This is a genomic window from Niastella vici (genome assembly GCF_002077945.1).
GTDB lineage: Bacteria > Bacteroidota > Bacteroidia > Chitinophagales > Chitinophagaceae > Niastella > Niastella vici.
Genome location: NZ_LVYD01000060.1, coordinates 39,510 through 60,998, shown reverse-complemented (window position 1 = coordinate 60,998; position 21,489 = coordinate 39,510). Strand labels below are relative to the sequence as shown.

At 47.3% G+C, this 21,489-nt stretch carries 15 protein-coding genes; 14 read left to right on the top strand and 1 reads right to left on the bottom strand.

Annotated features, from left to right (window positions below; genetic code table 11):
- Window positions 1-140 precede the first annotated feature (140 nt).
- Complete coding sequence (locus A3860_RS27830) at window positions 141-1,133, top strand: prolyl oligopeptidase family serine peptidase (protein ID WP_081152721.1); 993 nt, start codon at window positions 141-143, stop codon at window positions 1,131-1,133.
- A gap of 197 nt (window positions 1,134-1,330) precedes the next feature.
- On the opposite strand, the gene A3860_RS27825 is transcribed toward A3860_RS27830, so the two are convergent.
- Window positions 1,331-2,560, bottom strand: coding sequence for an InlB B-repeat-containing protein (locus A3860_RS27825; protein WP_081152718.1), 1,230 nt, complete (start codon window positions 2,558-2,560; stop codon window positions 1,331-1,333).
- 486 nt (window positions 2,561-3,046) lie between these two features.
- On the opposite strand from A3860_RS27825, the gene A3860_RS27820 reads away from it, so the two are divergent.
- From A3860_RS27820 to A3860_RS27760, 13 genes are read left to right on the top strand one after another with little or no spacing between them, the layout of a single operon-like run.
- A complete protein-coding gene (locus A3860_RS27820; RefSeq protein WP_081152715.1) occupies window positions 3,047-3,673 on the top strand; it encodes a DUF4255 domain-containing protein in 627 nt (208 codons plus the stop codon).
- 4 nt (window positions 3,674-3,677) lie between these two features.
- Window positions 3,678-4,988: a hypothetical protein gene (locus tag A3860_RS27815; protein WP_081152712.1), complete on the top strand. Its 1,311-nt coding sequence runs from the start codon at window positions 3,678-3,680 to the stop codon at window positions 4,986-4,988.
- A gap of 32 nt (window positions 4,989-5,020) precedes the next feature.
- The gene (locus A3860_RS27810) at window positions 5,021-6,409 is read left to right on the top strand and encodes a phage tail sheath family protein (RefSeq protein WP_081152710.1); all 1,389 of its coding nucleotides are present in this window, start codon (window positions 5,021-5,023) and stop codon (window positions 6,407-6,409) included.
- A 29-nt stretch (window positions 6,410-6,438) separates the two neighbouring features.
- Window positions 6,439-6,903: a phage tail protein gene (locus tag A3860_RS27805; protein ID WP_081152707.1), complete on the top strand. Its 465-nt coding sequence runs from the start codon at window positions 6,439-6,441 to the stop codon at window positions 6,901-6,903.
- 4 nt (window positions 6,904-6,907) lie between these two features.
- On the top strand, window positions 6,908-7,408 hold the full coding sequence (locus A3860_RS27800) for a phage tail protein (RefSeq protein ID WP_081152704.1): 501 nt from the start codon (window positions 6,908-6,910) through the stop codon (window positions 7,406-7,408).
- A gap of 9 nt (window positions 7,409-7,417) precedes the next feature.
- Window positions 7,418-7,597, top strand: a complete 180-nt coding sequence (locus tag A3860_RS27795; RefSeq protein ID WP_143774291.1) for a DUF5908 family protein — start codon at window positions 7,418-7,420, stop codon at window positions 7,595-7,597.
- Window positions 7,587-8,297, top strand: coding sequence for a CIS tube protein (locus tag A3860_RS27790; RefSeq protein ID WP_081152699.1), 711 nt, complete (start codon window positions 7,587-7,589; stop codon window positions 8,295-8,297). Before A3860_RS27795 ends, A3860_RS27790 begins: the two co-directional genes overlap by 11 nt.
- Complete coding sequence (gene vgrG, locus A3860_RS27785; protein WP_081152697.1) at window positions 8,297-10,072, top strand: type VI secretion system tip protein VgrG; 1,776 nt, start codon at window positions 8,297-8,299, stop codon at window positions 10,070-10,072. The genes A3860_RS27790 and vgrG overlap by 1 nt, the downstream gene beginning before the upstream one ends.
- Entirely contained in the window at window positions 10,072-10,365 is a 294-nt protein-coding gene (locus tag A3860_RS27780) for a PAAR domain-containing protein (protein WP_081152694.1), read from the top strand. Before vgrG ends, A3860_RS27780 begins: the two co-directional genes overlap by 1 nt.
- Before the next feature lies 1 nt (window position 10,366).
- Complete coding sequence (locus tag A3860_RS27775; RefSeq protein WP_081152692.1) at window positions 10,367-10,792, top strand: GPW/gp25 family protein; 426 nt, start codon at window positions 10,367-10,369, stop codon at window positions 10,790-10,792.
- A gap of 12 nt (window positions 10,793-10,804) precedes the next feature.
- Window positions 10,805-15,370 (top strand): baseplate J/gp47 family protein, encoded by a 4,566-nt coding sequence (locus A3860_RS27770; RefSeq protein ID WP_081152690.1) that lies wholly within the window; start codon window positions 10,805-10,807, stop codon window positions 15,368-15,370.
- 10 nt (window positions 15,371-15,380) lie between these two features.
- Complete coding sequence (locus A3860_RS27765) at window positions 15,381-20,195, top strand: hypothetical protein (RefSeq protein WP_081152687.1); 4,815 nt, start codon at window positions 15,381-15,383, stop codon at window positions 20,193-20,195.
- Between the two features lies 1 nt (window position 20,196).
- The gene (locus A3860_RS27760) at window positions 20,197-21,480 is read left to right on the top strand and encodes a contractile injection system tape measure protein (RefSeq protein ID WP_081152685.1); all 1,284 of its coding nucleotides are present in this window, start codon (window positions 20,197-20,199) and stop codon (window positions 21,478-21,480) included.
- Window positions 21,481-21,489: the final 9 nt, after the last annotated feature.

Sequence of the window (21,489 nt, the reverse complement as noted above, 5' to 3'; positions counted from 1 at the left end):
TGTAGTGATCATGTTAGCCCTGAAGCTGGGCGAGTTGTTGATATATCCTTGCGGGTCTTCCCACAGGGTTTGTCCTGCGGTATTGTTCTATGTGGCACTTTCTTAGTAAATTCCATCAGGAATAAATAAAAACCCATTCAATGAGAATTGTTAATAAAACACTACTAATATGCGTCACCTGTTTTTGGGCTTTGACAATAAGCCTGCCTGCTAAGGCGCAGCAAACGAATGAACAATATATAAGAGCTGTTAACTACCTGTTGTATCTTCCTGACGGTTACCAGCAGCAGGATACTTTGAAAAAGTGGCCCTTACTGATCTTTCTTCATGGAAGCGGAGAAAGAGGTGATGATCTTGAAAAGGTTAAAAAACATGGCCCGCCCAAACTGGTAGCACAGGGAAAAAAATTCCCTTTCATTGTAGTTTCTCCTCAAACGTCCCAACAGGAGCAGCGGTGGTCAACAGCCGATCTGTATGCCCTTTTGCAGTCCTGTAAACAGAAATACCGGGTGGATGCAGACAGAATATATTTAACGGGTTTAAGCATGGGCGGGTTTGGCACCTGGAGCCTTGCCATTGAACACCCCGAAGAATTTGCAGCCATAGTTCCTATTTGCGGTGGCGGCGACACGGCTGAGATCTGGAAACTTCGCCATACCGCCGTCTGGTGTTTTCATGGAGCCAAGGATAACAACGTTCCCCTGGCTTTTAGTCAAAAAATGATCAGCGCACTCAAGGTCTATAACCCCGCCGCAAAGCTTACCGTATATCCGGATGCGGAACACGATAGCTGGACGGCAACGTACAACAATGACAGTTTATATCAATGGCTGTTATCACAAAAGAAATTCGAATATACGCAGTCAACTACCGTCAATACCAGGTTGCTTGAAAAGTATTCCGGAACCTATGTCGGTTTGGAAAATGATACCGTTGTGGTGCAGGTAAAGGAAAATGGGTTGCAGGCTACGCACCGGAATAAAACGTTCCCTTTGCTGGCGGCTTCTGAAACAGTATTTTTTATAGACAAGCACCTTCCGGTGGAGATCCAATTCGTAACAGGTAAAGCAGGAAAGGCGACCGGTTTTATTGTTTATGAAAATAATAAAACACCCTTCAGGAAGATCAGATAGATCACAGTCTCCCTGGATACTTTGTTGCGGTTTTACGACCTGTCACCCGCCTACCGCAGCTTTAAAGTCAGTGAATGGCCCTACTATAAATAGAGCGATGTGAGAGAATACTATCTGAAGAAAATAAACCAGTTGAAAAGCTGACAGGAACTATCAACTTTTCAACTGGTTTAACTCACAAACTTATAAACCCGTCTTTACTGACACCTCGAATCCAAAAACTTTATCGTGGTTTTGTCAAAATCGCTATAGAACTGATGCCCCGCGAACATCACATCGATCTCCATGTTCACAAAATAGCGCAGCACCGCGTTCAATGAATTATACGTTGGATAGGTAGCCGTATTGGCCAGGCAAACTTTTGACACACTATCAGAGTTTGCTTTCATAAAGTTTTTATCGGTGAGCCAGTTGTTATTCTTGAGCTCCTTAAAGATCGCCGTTGAGGTAGCAACGCTGATATCTGACAACCGCGCAAAACGCTCGGGATACACCGGACTGCGATCGGTTATGAAGTATTTACTGCATACACCGCGGCTATTAAGCCCCTGCGAATTGGTGAGCGCGTCGGCATTACCCGTTGCGCCAACTTCGGGCTGATCATCGTTCTTTGCCATACAGAACTGGTAAGGCACGGTTGATACATTAAATATGGCCTTATACGCCTGGGCGCAATAAGACACACCCGATTTAAATTTGAATACATACGACAAGATGCAGGAGAATGCCCCCCCATTGCTCATACCAATTGAATACAGGGGTACCGACGCATTGGTATAACCTCTTGCATAAAATGTATCGCGCAGGGCTTTTATATTACCCAGATCAACATTGGTAGTACTATCGACCGGGGTGGTATTCCATTGAATGGAACCATTACCGTTCACGTCCTTATTCAAAGAAGCCTCTTCCGCCTCGGTTACAATGATGGCATAACCGGCTGTTACCAGGTCTTTGATCATTTGCAACCACTCATAGTTGGTAACCAGGTTCAACGCATTGCCACCGGAACCGTGTAGCAGAAAAGCCACTCCTTTTTGCGTGGTGGGAAAATAATAATATACGTTCTTGGAAATGCTCACGCCTTTGATCTTTTCATACTTCAGGGTAAATGGCGTAATGGCTTTCTGGTTACCCGTTACAGTCACATTCTGTGATGGCATTATAAACTCATTATGCCATTCACCACTGTTCTGCAACAGGCTGCTGTAGCCGGTCCACTGATCAAAAACATAACTATCCGAAGTTGGGTTGGCCCAAATGTGCACGGTGTCGCCGATCTTGTATTTACCACTGCCATAACCATTTACCACGGTTACGGTAGCGCTGTCTGAATTGGTAACAGGTGCCGGGTCATTGCTTGAAGATTTCTGGCAGGAACAATACAATAGTATGGAAACCAGGCCAATGAAGCTTCCTTTTTTCATAGATAATGTACTGGCATTTTTATCATACCAACTTATCTAAACGCTACCTGATATAAATAATTGCACTTATATAAATTATTCTAAAAAGCCGTTTCAACGAACGACATCATTTATTCAACGAATGGAAAAACGGGTTTACCGGAACCACTCCATTGGCAATCGAACAGGCATGATCGTCAATTCACATCATATGTGGAAAAATTTTACCACTTAGTGGTATTGGGAAGATGTAAGATCATTGTACTTTTAATATATTATAAACCCCTGAACATAATCCCGAGAAAAGTTTCCTGAATTAGTAGCTTCTGTAACCCTTTTGAGAATTATTCTTGCTGATACTATCGCATCAGATATCCTATTGTCCTGGATTGTGAAGCAGATTTTGCTGTCCTTTTGCTGATTTAAATCTTTTTATGGTAATGCTAAAAGTGTGCATGTGTGTACAACCACGCATCGTACAACTTTTGCCCAAACCGAAATAATAATATGATAGCAAATGCCTTGATCCTTTTGCGCGAGGAATTGACGGCCTATATGGTAACACAAGGCGATCCGGCCGATGTGATCATCGAAAATATTGGTCTTTTCGAAACAGAGCATGGCGCCGACCTGCAGGATAATATTATTATCTCGCTCGTTAACATTGAAGAAGAAAGCAGTTTTAAAAACGGACAAACATTCAGCAAATGGCCCGATGGCAAAGCGCGGTATGAGAACCGGCCTGTTTATCTGAACCTCTATGTACTTATAACCGCCAATTTTCCCGGCGGGGTGCCACCCAATAACGGTTATGTACAATCATTACACCGCCTTTCCCTGGTGATAGAATTTTTTCAGGGGAAAAATATTTTTACGCCTGCCACTTCATCAGTACCGCTTCCGCCCGAATTGAGCGATTTTTCAAACCCCGATATCGCATCGCTGAAGCTGAACCTCGAAATGTATACCCTCACTTTCGAGCAAATCAACCATCTCTGGGGTTCACTGGGCGGCCGCCAGATCCCATTCGTTATGTATAAGGTACGTATGGTGAGCATTACAGAAAGAAGTATAAGAAGAGAAGTACCGCTGATAGAAGAAGTAACCACCAACGTTATAAAAAAGCACCCATAATAGCATGACCATATATAAAATATTATGTGAGGTAAAATGGCTGCATGAATATTATTGCACGCTGGAAAAGGGTGAAACCATTTTTGAAAAAGCCGCTCAGCAGGACCGGATGAATTTCCTGTTCGACCGGTTTGTGAAAGACCTGCCTTCCATTCACGAAGACCTTGAATTTGTTGCCCATTCCACCAACAATACTTTCCCCGACCATTATGTGCGGGTGTTACCCGCCTACGCCGGTTTCAAACTGGCCGTACAATGCAGAAAAGAAAAACTGATGGATGGCACTATTGTTTACCGGCCTTTTGTAAACCTGCCCAATGAGCTTTGCCTGCGCATAATGGTGCGGCCGAAAAAAAATATCAGCCGGTATTCCGCAGAGATCAGCCCGGGGCCATTACAACCATTATGGTATTTCAGCAGCAACGACCTTACTGCGGCCAGAACATTCCCTTTTTTAACGGCCCCAATCCCTGCATTTGTTAACACCCAATCATATGTGCAAAGTGAGCTCGCCTTACATGCCGGCATAGCCAAATCATTTTTAAACAATGGGGCAATTGATCCCTGGCTCACGCTGCCAGGCACACAATATATTAATACAAACGACGCCCTGCTGTTGCCGCTGACATTTGTGTATACGTTCAATGAGCTTGACAACATCACCAATGCCAGTTTCATTTTAAAAGATTCAACCAGTACGATAGTGCAACAGCTCGATCTCGCCTCGCCCAAACCCATGCAAAATGTCACCGTCGATTTCCATACCAATAAAGAGATCGTAAAAGCCATCAGCTACCAGGCAGTAACGCCCGATCAGTTATACAAACTGGAAGTAACAGGGAGCGGCGGCTATTCAAAAACGTTCAACAACCTTCTTTTTGCCCACGATGCCATAGAGCCTGCTTCCTGCATTGGCGTAATTGACCTGGTAATAAAACCGGCAAACGCCAGCTTTGACCTGCTCGACGCCAGCGGCTATCTTTTTACCCGCATATCGCCGGGCGGTATAAAACAACCCGCCCCCATTTTCGAACTGTGGATGAAGAGCAAGTCGGCCTACTGGCAATATTCCAATAACCGGCAAAAGAAATTCAAATTGACGCCGGCAACCACCGACCTGCTAAATGACAACAGCGGCGTACTTGTATCCAAGAATCCGGTGCCTATGAGTTACACACCTGTGAAATTGAAAAAGCCCGATAACAGTTTCCAGCTGCTTCCGAATCCTGACCCCGATATGGAGGTACGAAGAGATGGGAACAAGATCACCCTGAACATGCAGGTGCCACAATCAAATTTATTTCCACTGGTATAAAACAACATCCATTCACAGTCAACTGAATAAAAATGCTAGATTTTAAAACACCGGGTGTCTATATTCAAGAAATACCCAAGCTTCCACCCTCCATCGCGTCAGTAGAAACAGCCATTCCTGCCTTTATAGGGTATACCCAAAAGGCAGACCTGAAAATTGCAGGTGATCTAATCAGAAAGCCAACCAGGATCACCTCCATGCTGGAATATGAAAGATATTTTGGCAAAGCCGATCCGGAAACAGGTTTGGTGGCGGCCTTTACCGGCGCCGGAACATCAGATGTAGCGGTGACTGCCACTATTAACCCGGCCACAGCCTCGGTACATCTGTTGTACTACTCCATGCAATTATTCTTTGCCAATGGCGGCGGGCCATGCTATATTATTTCAGTAGGCATTTACCCGGGAGCGATCACTAACACCGACCTCGAACATGGCATCGATGATGCAGGCACTATCAATGAAGTAACCCTGTTGGTGGTTCCCGAAGCCGTTAATATTACCGGCGGATCGGCCGTTGCTCAATACTATGGCATTTTTGACAAAGCCCTTGACCAGTGTGTTGAATTGCAGGACAGGTTCACCGTAATGGATGTATACCCAAGTGGCGCCACCGCCGCGGCCGATCTTCGCAGCACCCTTTCCAACGATGTGCTGAAGTTGAAATATGGAGCGGCCTATTACCCCAGGCTATATACCCTGCTTACATACGATTACTCCGACGAAACCTTAGTAACAGTTACCGGCGTGGGCGGTTCTGCCACGCTCGATGCATTGAAAGCAGCTAATTTAAAGTATTACAATATGGCCAAAGCCGCCATCAATGGGCTGGAGATGTTGTTACCAGCTGCGCCAGCCGTGGTGGGTCAATACGCCGCTACCGACAATTTACGCGGTGTATGGAAAGCGCCGGCCAATGTAAATATCAGTCGCGCCACCCGCCCCCAGCTCATCGTTACCGGTAAACAACAGGCCGGCCTCAACGTTGATGAAGTATCGGGCAAATCAATCGATGTTATCCGTTCATTCCCCGGCCGCGGCCCGGCTATTATCTGGGGCGCCAGAACACTGGCCGGTAATGATAATGAATGGCGTTATGTTCCGGTTCGCCGCTTCTTCAACATGGTAGAAGAATCTGTCAAGAACGCTACCGAACAATTCGTGTTTGAACCCAATGACCAGAACACCTGGACGCGGGTAAAATCGATGATCGAAAATTACCTCACTACCCAATGGAAGAACGGGGCCCTCATGGGCGCTTCTACAGCGGAAGCCTTCTACGTTCACATTGGACTGGGCAGCACCATGACCGAGCTCGATATCTGGGAAGGCAGAATGATCGTAGAAATAGGCATGGCCGTGGTACGGCCCGCCGAATTCATCGTGCTCACCTTCATGCACAAAATGCTCAGCGAAAAATAAGCTCATTCAACAAATAAAAATTACAACTCATGGCAGACGATCCAAAAAAAACATACCCGCTCCCAAAGTTCCATTTTCAACTGGATTGGGGCGGAACCCGGATAGGCTTCACCGAAGTAAGCGGATTGGATTTTGAAACAAAGGTGATTGAATACCGCGAAGGCAGCAGCCCGCAATTCAATAAAACCAAACAGCCCGGTTTAACCGAGTACAAGAACATCACCCTCAAACGCGGCACTTTTGCCGGCGATTTCGAATTCTTTGAGCAATGGAAAAAGACCATGATGTTCCAGGAAGGAAAAGAAAAATTCAGAAGGGATGTAACCATCCGCCTGCTCGATGAAGAGCATAAACCGGTTATAAGCTGGTCGGTTGCCAAAGCATGGCCCACCAAGGTCACTTCATCCGATCTGAAGGCAGATGCCAGCGAGATCGCTATCGAAAGCATGGAACTGGCGCATGAAGGGCTTACGATTGTAGAAGCGAAAAAGTAAATGAATGGATACATTCTATCAAACAACAGGTTTTCATTTCGCGGTACATTTTTCAGCGGGCGACAGGGGTTCGGTTGATGTAAGATTTCAATCGGTGGCCGGCCTCGACTCAACGCTTGATATTGAAACCATCAAGGAAGGTGGGGAAAACCGGTTCGAACACGTGATCCCCACCCGAAGAAGGTTTGGTCCCCTGGTACTGAAAAGAGGCCTCATAGGCCCCCTCAGTTCCCCTGTTGCCAACTGGCTGAAAAAAACCTTTGAAGGCGAACCATTTGATGCGGCTACCGGAAACGAGAATTTCCAGGTGATTGATACCGTTATTATCGATCTGTTGGGCGAAGATCACCAGCCATTGATGAGCTGGACGGTAACCAATGTATGGCCAAGAAGCTGGAAGATCGCTGAAATGAATGCCGAAAGAAGTGAAGTGCTGATAGAAACCCTGGAACTCAATTACAACCGCCTGATATTTTCCGAGTTAAAGTCTTTCAACACCAAATAACTGTCAGTAATGCCAATTGAAATAAGAGAACTGGTGATCAAGGCAACCGTTGATGGCGCTCAGGCCCCCGGCACCGGAACAAATGCCCCGGGCAAGGGAGCTTCCTCCAACGCCGCACCGGGCGAAGACCTCATCAAGGAATGTGTTGACAAAGTACTGGCCATTTTAAAAGAAAAAAATGAGCGATAGAAAAAAACTGGAGAAACTGGTGATCCGTTCATTTGAACAGCGCGATTTCAAGAACGAAGATCCGTCAAAGGCTTTCAGTACGCCCATCAATCCTGAGTCATTCATGCAAACACTGAAAGTGAATGCTGATACCTCGGGCGGGCATGGCAATGCCGGCACCGAAGCCAAGTACAAGGGTACTGAACCCGAGCAATTGCGGCTCGAGTTCATTCTCGATGGCACCCGCACTATGGAAGGCTATGGGGGCGAAAACAGTGATTACAAAAAAAAGCCGGTGCATGACCAGATAGAGGACCTTAAAAATTGCGTGTATAATTTCGATGGCAAGATCCATCGCCCGCGGTTCTTAATAGTCATGTGGGGCTCTGATATGAATTTCAAATGTGTATTGGGCAACCTCGACCTCAATTACACGTTGTTTGAACCGGATGGTTCGCCCCTGCGGGTAAAGGTCACCGCTACCTTTATTGCACATAAGTCGCGCGAACAATTGCTGGCCGAATCAAGGGCATCGTCACCCGACCTCACCCATTCAAGGATCGTAGTGCAGGGCGACCGGCTCGACCGGCTGACCTACAGTATCTACAACGATCCCAAATATGTGATGCAGGTGGCAAAAGTGAATCAACTCACCAGTATCAGAAAGATCAAACCGGCCATTCAATTGAATTTTCCACCATTCGACAAAAACGAACACTGATGCAGGAGCTCATCATTCCCAATCCTTCAAAACATGATGTGTCCACATATGATATCCTCATAGATGGGCAGGCCATGAATGCTTCGTACCAGTTGACCATGCTCACGGCGATCAGGGAAATAAACCGCATCCCGTTGGTACGGTTTACCCTGAGGGATGGCGATGCCGCCGCAAAAACTTTCGAGCTCAGCAATGGCAATGAATTCATTCCCGGCAAAAAAATTGTGATCAAACTGGGGTACGACGGTAATAACAAACAGGTGTTCAAAGGCATTATCACCAAACAGGGCATCCAGGTAAAACCCAATGGCAACTCGCAGTTGCTGGTTGAATGCCGGGATGAAGCGGTGAAGATGACCATGGGAAGAAAGAGTAAATATTTTGAAAAAGTAAAAGACAGCCAGGCCATCGAAGAACTGGTGAAAGCCTATAATGGTTTGGCAGTAGAAGCAAAAGAAACCAACATCACACACAAAGAGCTGGTGCAGCATCATATTACCGACTGGGATTTTCTGCTGCTGCGAGCCGAAAGCAGTGGCACGCTGGTAACGGTTGAAGATGGGAAGATCAAAACCTTTACACCGGCAACCGGTGCAGAACCCGTACTGCAGGCCAGCTACGGAACTTCAATCATGGAGTTTGAAGCCGAGATGGATGCCCGCAACCAGTGGAAGCAGGTAAAGGCCACTGCCTGGGATTATACGAACCAGAAATTATTCACTGCCGATACGGAAGAAGCAAAAGACATTAACCAACCCGGCAACCTGGCCGGCGCTCAACTGGCCGATACCATTGACCTCAACGAATTTGAATTACACCACAGTGGTTATAAGACCGAGCAGGAGTTAAAGTTGTGGGCAGATGGCGTAATGATGCGAAGCCGGCTGGCAAAGATCCGCGGCCGCGTAAAGGTTACCGGGTTTTCAGGCATTAAACCCGGCGATATGCTCAAGCTCGATGGTGTGGGCGACCGGTATAATGGGAATGTCTTCGTTACCGCGGTGAAACATGATATCGGCAATGGCTCCTGGGAAACCAATATTCAGTTTGGCCTCGACCCCGAAGCCTATGCAAAGATCTATAAAGACATCAATGATGAACCGGCAGCCGGTTTGGTGGGTGGCATCCGCGGTTTGCAGATCGGTAAAGTAGTGCACCTGGCAACTGACCCCGATGGAGAAGACAGGATACTGGTAAAAATTCCAACGATCGATAACAAGGCCAATGGCATTTGGTCGCGGGTAGCCTGTTTAGACGCCGGTTCTGAAAGAGGCACTTTTTTCAGACCCGAACAGGACGACGAAGTGATCGTTGGGTTTATCAATGACGACCCCAACGATGCGGTGGTGTTGGGCATGCTCAACAGCAGTGCGAAAAAAGCGCCGTTAAGCGCCTCGGACCAGAACGATGAAAAGGGCATATTCACCCGAAGTAAAATGCGCATTCACTTTAATGACGGCACAAAAACCATTACCATCGATACGCCTGCCGGCAACAGTATAAAATTGGATGAAGCAGCAAAAACAATAGAGATCAAAGACCAGAACGACAACAAATTTTCTTTGAACAGCTCAGGCGTAAAACTAAGCAGTCCGCAAAATATAGATATAGAAGCAGGGGTTAACCTTACGCTGAAGGCAGGCGCGTCCCTTTCTATCGGCGGCGCCACATTGGGCATAAAAGCCGACGGATCGGTAAGTATGGATGGCGCCATGGTGGGGCTAACGGCCTCGGGTATTGCAGAAATAAAAGGATCACTCATAAAAATAAATTGATGCCATCAGCAGCCAGAATAACAGACCTGCACACCTGCCCCCTCGTGAACCCCGGCGGCGTGCCCCATGTGGGCGGGCCGGTTACGGGTCCCGGCGTGGCTACCGTACTCATCGGCGGTATGCCAGCGGCGGTTGTCGGCGACATGCTCGTATGCACGGGCCCGCCCGATATCATTGTGCAGGGCTCCACAACCGTACTCATCGGTGGCAAGCCCGCAGCCAGGCAGGGCGATCTTACCGCACATGGCGGGGTAATAGTAGCTGGCAACCCAACCGTTTTAATAGGAGGATAATATGGAAAATAGCAACAACAGCTTTTTAGGAAAAGGATGGGCCTTCCCGCCCACATTCAGCAAAGTGACCGGCACTGTTGACATGGTGAGCGATGAAGAAGACATCAGGCAAAGTTTGAACATCCTGCTGTCTACCTCGCTGGGTGAGCGGGTAATGCAGCCCGATTACGGTTGCAATTTGAACGACTATGTATTCGAAAGTTTGAACAGCACCACTATCGGTTATATAAAAGAACGTGTTGCCAATTCTATCCTCTATTACGAACCAAGGATAGTGGTAGAACAGCTCGATGTAACCAGCGAAGGTTCAGCCGACAATCTGGAAGGCAGATTTTTGATAAACATCACTTACAGCATTCCGGGAACGAACTCACGATTTAATTATGTGTATCCCTTCTACGTGAATGAAGCAGTAAAACCCATTTAATGAACTAAGGCCATGATCGATTGTAAGAATCTTATACATCCCTTCAAAAACGACCCGGGCACCAGCCAACGGAACAGGATCGATCCGGATTTGCTATCGAGCAAAACAACCATCGACAACCGGTCGCTGGCCGATCTCCTCGATTTTTTTGTTCAACTCAGCAGACATGTTCAGTACTACGATGAACACCTGAAAATAAGCGACTGGCAGGCATTCTTTTCTACCAGTTTGCCATTTATGCTCGCCGGCATTGCCAAATACGACAGCAAAGAAGCAGAAGAAAAATTCGAGTCATACAAAAAAAGGTTTTTAAAAAAACCGTCAAAGGGCGGTCTGTACCTGCTCTTGCGCTCGCTGTATGTTCTTTTCAAAAAGATAGACCAGTGGCACCTGCAGATCGCCGGCCAGCATACGGCGCTGGAACCGGTGATGGAGAAGCTGATGAAAGACAAACTGGGCAATTCCTTAAAGCTGTTGATTGCTTATGCCAATGCCGCCACCAATAAGTTTGGAACGCAGGCATTGGATTTTACCTCATTTGCCAGCCATCCGGAATGGATGCTGTCGGCCAGCGATCTTACAAAAGAAGATACCAGCTACCTGCTGGCAGGTGGCACTTATTATAAAAGACTCACCGGCCTGTATAATAATGTTTACAGGCTCATCCAAACCATGCGCGATGCATTGAAACTATTCTCCGCATCGGCAGAAATGGGGTTGGAAGCAAGTCTTATTCCCTTAGAGAAAGAACTGCAGGAAAATCATCCGCCGCATTTGGCCATTATTTTCGCCTTCATAAAGCTGTTCAACTATTTGCAAACCGACCTGAACGGTTTTGCCAAAAAGCACCTCGATTATTTTTACAAACAGGTGCTGCAATTAAAACCCAAACCAGCCCAACCCGATCACGCTTACCTGGTAATAGAAATTCAAAAACAACTCAACAAATACCTGCTTAAGAAAGGGCTGGCTTTTAAGGACGGAAAGGATGCCAACAAAGCAGATATCATTTTTGCTTCCGGTGAAGAGATCGTTGTAAATACAGCAAAGGTAAAAGAACAGCGCACCCTTTTCTTACAACCTGCGCCTGTTCGCTATCCTGTTCGTAAAGAATGTGACACCTTCTCTGTTGTTGAAGGCGTGTATATGGCGCCCGATGCCACCATGGCCGATGGCGTTGACAAACCTTTTGACGAGCCAGCTTCAAGAGAAACGTTAGGGGCTAAATGGAGTAAATACCGCGATCCCGAAAATAATTTTCTGTACCCCTACCCCAACGCGCGTTTAGGTTTTGTGCTGGCCTCACCCATTTTGTATTTGCAGGAAGGCAACCGGAAGATCCATATTACCCTGCCCTGTAAGGTCATCAATAATTATTGCGCCACGCAACAACCCGAAAAGCCCACCGCCAATCCCTGTTGCGACGACCGTTCAACGCAGGGAGCAGTAGTAATACCCACCCTTGCTACCGGTACCTGTACGCCCGGCTTTCCCTCGCTGGCATTTTTCAAACAGGTGCAGGCCATCTTAAAACAAACCTATTATTACATCAACAGGCCCATCATTGCAGCACTGGTAAAAAAAGGCATCCCGAATGACCTGCGCAAAAAACTGGAAGACCTGCTGCTGGTAAAATATAAACGACCGGGGCAGGCCAATCCCGACCTGGGCGAAAAAGAAGACATAGACCTTTGCTACTGCGGCCGCGAGGAATACCTGTTCGAGATCACGATCACTGCCGCTGAATACACCACCAAATTCACTCCGGTAGAACAGGGTATCCTAAAAGACCTGGTGTACCCCCGGAAAGCGCTGCAACCCCTATTCAGTGGTGAAAAAGGTTGGGTGAAACCCGAAGACCAAAACCTGGCCATCAATCTAAAAAATTTCAATGCCTCCACGGGAGAATTTGTACTGGAAATTATTTCAACCATTCTTCCCGAACAGGACAAAATAACCTTTTACAATGCCGGTCTGTTAAAAGAAGACCTGCAAACCGAATTACCACTGGTAAAGATCGAGCTCGACGACAAGATCAAAATTGAGACCCTGGCCGACCTTTGCCGCGATACTACCACCACTTGTTGTGAAAGGCCTTTTGAAAACAAAACACAGAAGGTTTCTCTTTATCATTTCTTCCGCGATGTAAAAGCCGGCAGTGACAGCAAAATAGATGTAGAGGTTTGTGGATTGAAGAACTTTGTGGTGCAAAACGACGAAAGCCTGCAGAACGTGAACACGCCGGTTTACCCGTTTGGCACCCGGCCCGAGGTTATTGATTTCGACATCAAGAAACCGCTTCCTGCATTGAATGCACTGGGTAATGCCAATCTTATAGGGCCTAACTTTTACCTCGGAAGCAAGGAGATGTTGTTAAAGCAGTGGGACCGTATTTATTTACATATTGACTGGAAAGACCTCCCGGGTAATTTCGCAGACTACTATAAAGGCTATTTAAAGGACGGGCTCGACCCCAATCGCTTCCTTATAAATATTGCCGTACTGGAAGATGGCGACTGGAAAAAGGAACTGGTACACGCCAACCCCGCCACTACAACGGTAACCATTAAGGGCCAGCCTTACAACGACCGCCGGCTCTTTACCCATAATAATTTTGTTCTCTGCAGCGCCATCCCAGGGCAGCAAACCATCTACCTGAAAAAAGAATTCTTCCCCCTTGCGCAACGCTATAAAATAAATAAAGACAGGCTCGACCGTTATGAAGTGAGCACGCGGGATGGTTTTATCAGGTTCAACCTGCAGGTACAGGACTTTTGTCATAAAGTATATTCTTATGTACTGGCCAGGCAAATGATGGCGCTGGGAAAGTTACCTAAAGAAAAGATCGAAGATGCGATCTATTACGATGGCGCCAATGCACTGGTGGTCTTCGATACCACGCTTATTGAAGGCAATGTGAACACCTCGGCCACGCTCGCCGAGAACGTACGTTCCGATATCAATGATCCCGGCGGCATTGCAGCCCGGGCTGGTATTGCCGGCAGCATAGCCACCGCTAATGCCAATGCCATCAGGAACATTTTAGCCAACTCGCCGGGCGGTAATCTGAAGGTGGATGTAGTGAGCCTCCGAAACCAGATCAATGTTATAAAAGGCATTATCAGCAGCAGTGATAAATACCAGGCCGTTATTCCCAACGAACCCTGGACGCCCATCATGCGGTCGCTCACCCTCGATTACACAGCCACCGCTACTGCACACGATATCGACCTTATTCATCTGTATCCGTATACAGGATGTTTTAAACCCGAAGAACTGGAACAGGGCGCCATGCTGTTTCCCACTATCTGTGATGAAGGAACGCTTTATATTGGCCTGGAATCGCTTACACCCGGCGCCAACCTCAGTTTATTGATGCAGTTTGCAGAAGCCACTGCCGATTCGGAATCGGAACGGGAACAACCTGTATGGTATTACCTGGAAAATAACCGGTGGAAATTGATGCGGCCGGGGTTTGAGGTCCTGAACGATGAAACCAACGGGTTGACCACTTCGGGCATTGTGAAATTTTCGATCCCCGGCAATATCAGTAAGAACAACACCATTTTGCCCGGTTCACTGCACTGGCTGCGCGTATCTATGCCCTGCCATACAACCTCAGTAAGCGAACTGGTGGGTTTGCATACCCAGGCCCTTAAAGTAAGCTTTACCAATGAGGAAGCCAACGATAAACTGCGGTTAAACACTGCCCTGCCGGCCGGCTCCATTGCCAAACTGCAGGAAGCCGATTCTGCGGTATCCACGATCACGCAGCCTTATGAATCTTTCGGCGGACAGCAACCGGAAACGGAAGGACTTTTTTATGTACGCGTTAGTGAACTGCTGCGGCATAAGAATCGCGCCATTCAGAAATTCGACTACGAACGCATTGTACTGGCAAATTTCCCAACGGTTTATAAAGCGAAATGTATCAATCATACCTATGGATTGAACGCCAATGAATACATCAACGATTTCACAATAGCGCCCGGTTATGTACTGGTAGCGGTAATACCCGACATGACCAAACTAAAAGCAGCAGGGTCTTATGAACCGAAAGTACCGGTAAGCCTGTTGGAAAATATAGAAGAAACGGTGCGCAAGGTCACTTCACCTTTTGTGCGGCTTAAAGTGATGAACCCAAGATATGAAAAGGTGAATTTCTGCATTAGGGTAAAATTATTACCCGGTAAAGATGAAGTGTATTATAAAGAAAAGCTGCAGGCCGATATCAGGAATTTCCTGGCGCCCTGGGCCATTGGCGAGTACGAAAAATTGTCATTCGGCCAACCCGTTTACCGTTCAGATATTATCCGCTTCCTCGAAACAAGGGATTATATCGACTATATCATAGAACTGCACATGGTGCATGAAGACCTTAAACAACCAACGGCCGGCGTGGCCGGTAACACCGGTGTGGTTCAACCCATAACGGCAAGAAGCATTCTCATTGCCGGCTCAGTAGATGTTTGTATCGATGATCCCGGCTGCGAAACCTGGTGCAAATGCCGCCAGGAAGATTGCTGCGACCATAAACCAGTACCCATCCGGGAAACACCACCAATTATTATCGGTTAAATAAACAGGAATGACAGCCAATACAACAAAAGCGATCACCATTAGTAAGAACAATGCAGGCTTTCCTGATTACCTCGACTTTACCAGGCTGCGTACGGAAGGCATTGATTACTTAGGAAAACTCTCAGGTAAGATCTGGAGCGATCATAACCTGCACGATCCGGGCATCACCATTTTTGAAGAACTCTGTTACGCCCTGCTCGATCTGGGTTACCGCACCAACCTGCCGGTGGCAGATATTCTGGCAAAAGACCCGGCATCGCCCAAACCGGAAGATAATTTTTTCACCCCAGCCCAAATACTCACCAACAACCCACTTACCATAAACGACTACCGCAAACTGCTTATTGATATTCCCGGTATTCGCAATGCCTGGCTACAACCGGCCCGGGATATAAAAGACATTTGCCGGCCTAACAACCCGAATACAACCGGTACCTGCGAACAATTCCTCAATGGCATTTATCATGTTTTTATAGAAACTGAAAAAGATGTTGACAGGGATTTTGAGAATGAGGACCCGGCTATTGAAGAAGCCGATAAAGAGCAATTCATTAAACAGATAACCGGTGAAGTGAGAAAAGTGTTGATGGCGCACCGGAACCTTTGTGAAGATTTCGCCGACATTTATATACTCTGCAAACTGGAAACCGGGGTTTGCGCCACTATTGAAATTGAAAATGGAGCAAACGCAGAAGAGGTGTATATGAACGTAGCCAACCGGCTACGGGCGTTTTTTTCTCCCACCCCCCGGTTCTATACGTTAGATCAACTGCTTAACAAAGGCTATTCCATGGATGAAGCTTTTGCCGGAAGGCCTTTCAGCAAGCAAAGCCATGGCTTTATAGACACAGCCGAACTGGAATCCATTACGCTGAAAAAAGAGATCCATACGAGCGACATCTATCACGAGATCTTTAACGTGGAAGGCGTAAGAAAAGTTTCGCGGTTAAAATTCAGAAGCTGTGGCAAACAATGCCTTTCGACCGATGGAAAAACAAACTCAGACTGGATCTTCCATCTGCCGCAAAACCATGTACCGGTATTCTCTTTATCCTGCTCGGGTTTTGAGTTTACCATGAACGGGTTACCGGTCACTATTGACCAGGACAAATTCAATTCCCAGTTGGAACTGGGCTGGCTGTACAATGGGAAAATATTGTACAAAATGCCTTCGCCCTACCTCGATGCCCCACTTCCACAAGGTGTATATCATCCTGAGCTGGGTGAACATTATTCCATCATGCACGATTTCCCGGCTGTTTACGGCATTGGCGAAGGCGACCTCCCCGACGACGCCAGCGATCTGCGTAAAGCCCAGATGCTGCAACTGCGCGGCTACCTGATGTTCTTTGATCAAATGCTGGCCAACTACCTTTCCCAATTGCAGAACGTCCGCCAGCTTTTCTCCTTTGCACATCCTGTCAGTGCGCAGTCGCAGCATACTTATTTTTTGAATAACATTACCAGTATACCGGAGATGGACAAACTGCTGCGTTTTGGCGCAGGCAATGGGCTGGGCCCTGCCGGCACCGTACTGGCTTATCCCGTTGATAAAAGCACGTGGGATACAACGGTCTTCACAGCACAGCCCGCGGCTACCCTGCTCGCCGGTTTTTCGCCCTACACTTTCACCAGCCTGTACAGCGTGTATGAGTCAACCGATCTGTTAATGAACGACCTTATCAATGAAGGCGAATCAACGGTTGTCACCCAACAGGCCCAGGACCTTAAATGGCTGTATGCCATCGTTTCTTCAACCGGTGATTTTGTAATGATAGGCAATAAAGTATTCGATACAGAAGAAGATGCCCAAAAACATGCATCGAGTGTACAATATGCGGGTGTATTTGAAAAAAATTACCGCAGCTTTATAACCGGCGGCACCCAGTTTACCTTTGATCTTGAGCTGAACCTGATCACCTACACCGATTACCTGGGTATCCTGGTTGAAGATGAGGAACTTTATGAAAAAAGAAGAACTGGTTTTTTGACCCATCTGCTGTCGAGATTTGCAGAACAATTTACCGACTTTGTCATCTACAACTGGAAGTCGGCAATGGGGGTAACGGATATCTATGCCGCCGAACAGTACCTGCTGCAATATCCCGACCTGAGCCGTAACCGGGGAAAAGCCTTCAATTACCAGTTAGATAGCCTCATCAATTATAATGTATCGGGTTTTGAGAAAAAAGTAAAAGCTATTGCAGGTATATATTCCGGTAAAAAAAATTATGGCTGCCCTTTTGTTGTTGAGCCTTTCGACGACACTTACTTCTTTGATCCGCTTCTGAAAGGTGGCAGCAACATCAACAAGATCGCTGACCGGGATGCAGGTGCAGCTGCCGAAAGATTAGGTTATGTATACCGGCTGGTCGACAAAGAACATCTTCCTGCGTTTTTCTCGATGCCTTTTACCGACAAGGCAACGGCCCTTGGCAGCCGACACCAGCTGGCGGCCCTTACCAGGGACCTTATTAACCAAATACCCATTGTGCTGTTCAACCAGGACCTGTTAATCGAAACCAATCCGGGTCAATACCCTTTTATTATTCCGGTAAAAAACCTGGGCAGCATACCAGGCGACCTCGTTTTATTTCAGGGAATTAAAATATATAACAGTAAGCAGGAAGCGATCGATGCTTTTAATAACAACCTGATCGATGTGCTCACCTATGGCGCGGCAACGGGCAGTTATGGCGATTACATTATTTATGACAATCAGCCCGCCACCGCCAACACCATTGTTCGGATACCCGCTGCCACCCAAACAACCCTTGAAAATACCTGGGGAGCCGGCTGGCTCAATGAATTGATAAAAGTATTGTCGCTCTATCCTTTCAGGAAGATCGATATCACCTCTATTCCCTATGCCGAACTGTATTGCAAAGAATATACAGCACCGGCGCCGGGCGCAGCCGATGACCCCGCCAACATTAAATATTACTTTAACCTGCGGCTTGATGATAAATTACAGGGCAACTGGATCAGCACCACGCATTTTGAAACCAAAGAAGAAGCCTTTGAGGAATTTGCTTTTTTCCAGCTGCTTGCCGGTTATGCAGGCAATTATTTCGCCGATTGTGCGTGCACCGGCAGTTATGATAATGGCATCATTTACCATACCTATTCTTTTAAGCTGTTTATACGCGAAGTGCTGGCGCAAAGCACCGATGTATTTGCCACCATTGAAGACGCCTGGGGACCTAAAGGCATTGAAAAGTTCATTTGTGCCGCCCAGGGCGAAAAGGCCTTCTGGACCTATCAGCGCAATAAAGCCTGTTTTTCATTTTATGGTACCTGCGGGCAGGGCTCGTTGCAACACCCCTGCCAGTATGATTCAGAAAAGGAACAGGAAAAAGCGCTCGAAGCATTGCAGGAACAGGCAAAGGCATATATCGAAAATAACGCCTGGTCCTTTAATGGTGCAACGGGTGAGCTGTTCAATAAGGAAGGAAAACCTTTTGCAAGAATAAACCTCGATAAAATTCCCTCGCAGGACCGTTGTGACATCTTTGTGCGGCTGGCCGAATTGATACTCGCAGGCAATAAAGGCAACACCACCTATACCGCCAATGGCTATCTCGAGCACAGCTTCCCCAATACGCAGATCGTTATACGGTCAACCGAAAACAAACCGCAATTAACCGATGAAGAAAAGAAACAATGGATAGAAGCCTGGGAAAAGGAATTACGCACCTGGGCCTGCCTCTTCCCTATTGTGCGAACAAAACTCAAAACAAACAAAGGCGAGCCCGAACAATTCAAATACTGCCTGGAGATCAAATTTCCCGGATATAACGACTGTGGTAACGACAGGAAGGAGAAAAACAATTGTACAGTGGCCTGGAAAAGCACCTGCTGTTACGCCACCTGTTACGAAGCCCTTGCCGCCCTGGAACCAGCATTGAAAATGCTGGCCGATAAGAAAAACTACCGGGCTGTCATTTACTGCGAAGACAACTCGTATGGCATAGCGCTGCATAGCTTTCACCCGTCGATCATCACTTCGCAAAAACCCGCGCCGCAGTCGGATATCATCGCCATTAACCCGCAATGTTATCCCACAATAAAAGAAGATTGCCAGGCGGTGGAAAGGGCTAAACGGCTCATCAATATGCAGGGCATGCATTTGATAGAACATATTCTGCTACGCCCCTTTAAAGAAGAAGATTGCCGTTGCAGAAGGAAGCTGGCAGCCTGCGGAACAGATTGTGATTTCCCGCATTGGGTGCAGGAAGATTTTGGGTGTGCCGGAAAAGAAATAAACGTCTGCTTCAAACCAGGCACCGATCCCTATTCTTTTATCGCTACCGTTTTCCTGCCTGCCTGGAGTAAGCGGTTCCGCGATGAAAAAGAACGGCTGCTGTTTGAACAATTGTTATACCGCGAAGCACCTGCCCATGTACTGTTGCGGATCATCTGGCTAAGACCCATTGATTTTTGCCGGCTCGAATCAACTTATTTCCAGTGGGAAAAATGGATGGCCGGTCTTACGAATTGCAACGTTGATTTTAATGCCTGCAATTTCATTGACCTGCTTTTCAGCACCTATTACGAATGTTTGCCCGCTTGTGTTGACTGCCAACCTTGCAAAGACCCCACGCCACCGAAACAAACCTGCTGGGATGAAAAAGACCGGGTGTTGCGCCCGTTAGGCTTCATAGACCAGATCAATGAGATCTATTGCTTTGAAGATTATTGCGGCAGAAAGCAGGGGACCGGCACAGCGCCAACAAAAGAACCGGTAAAGCAACCGAAGGAAACACCAAAGGAAGCACCAAAGGAAGCACCGCCTAAACGAAAAAAGAAAAAAGACGAATAGCATGAAGCACGTCATCAGAAAACAATTGATCTCTTTACAGCTTGCTGCAGGGCACGATGCCTTTTCGATACAGCAAAGTGCCAGGGATTATTTCTATGACCAGGTGGCTCCTGCGCTCGATAAAGTACTCACCGAACTATCATCACCCAACGAAATGATCAGTCTTGACCGGGTCGAGATCGATCTGGGCAACCTGCACTGGAAAAATGAAAAACTCATAGCAAACAGCGAACAGCTTTACCAGATCCTTAAACAGTCATTATCCGAAAGGCTTTCTGCTACTGGCAGGGAGGAAACCAACAAAGCAACCAGTGTTACGGTAAGGACCAGGCCGGCGCATGCCTGCGGGCAATGGCTGTATTATATGGAAAACGGGGTGCTGCCCTGGGCATTGCAGCATACGCCCGCAGCCTGGCTTGAACAGGTTTTGCACCAGCTGGCCATTGATCACCAGTTGACAGCGCGAACAAAAGATCTTCTTAAGCAACATCGCTGGTTCCTGTTACGCGTGGTGCGCGACCATTCTGCGCATTTTTTGCAACAGTTGGCCGGGGTGCTCACCGCGAAACCGCAGCCCGGCTTACCAGCTGAGATCGATAGAATGGCCAGCCAAATGGAATTATCACCCGAATACCAGCGAACTAAACATCAATTATGGTCAGCGGCCCTGCTGCAATTTGCTGCCGGTAAAACAACGTGGCAGCCCGGAGAAGCGTTGCCCCATTTGCCCGGAACGACCGGGGAAGCTGTAATTCCGGAAGCGCAACCCTCGCCGTTGCAGGAAGGTATTTTTTGCGCCTTTGCCGGCGTGGTATTGCTGCACCCTTTTTTCAAACACCTCTTCAACCACCTGTCGTTACTCGAAAACGGCTTGTTTATAAACGAGGCGGCGAAAGCAAAGGCGGTGCTCCTGATCTATTATGCAGCTACCGGCAATACCAATCCGAAAGATCATGAACTGGCAGTCGCAAAAACTTTGTGCGGCATGCCTTTATGGGAGGTGTTGGAAGCAGGCGCTTATGCGCTAACCGAACCGGAAAAAGAGGAAACCGGGAACATGCTGCACGCAGCCATTGCACAATGGACTATCATAAATAATACCTCGGCAGCAGGATTAAGGGAAGGCTTTTTAAGCCGGCCCGGAAAATTATTCCTGGAACAAACAACGATCACATTCACGTTAGAAACCAGTGGTATCGATGTGTTGCTTGATCATCTGCCCTGGAACCTGAGCATCATAAAATTTCCCTGGCTTAATCAACTGATCCGTGTAGAATGGCGATAAAAACAATCT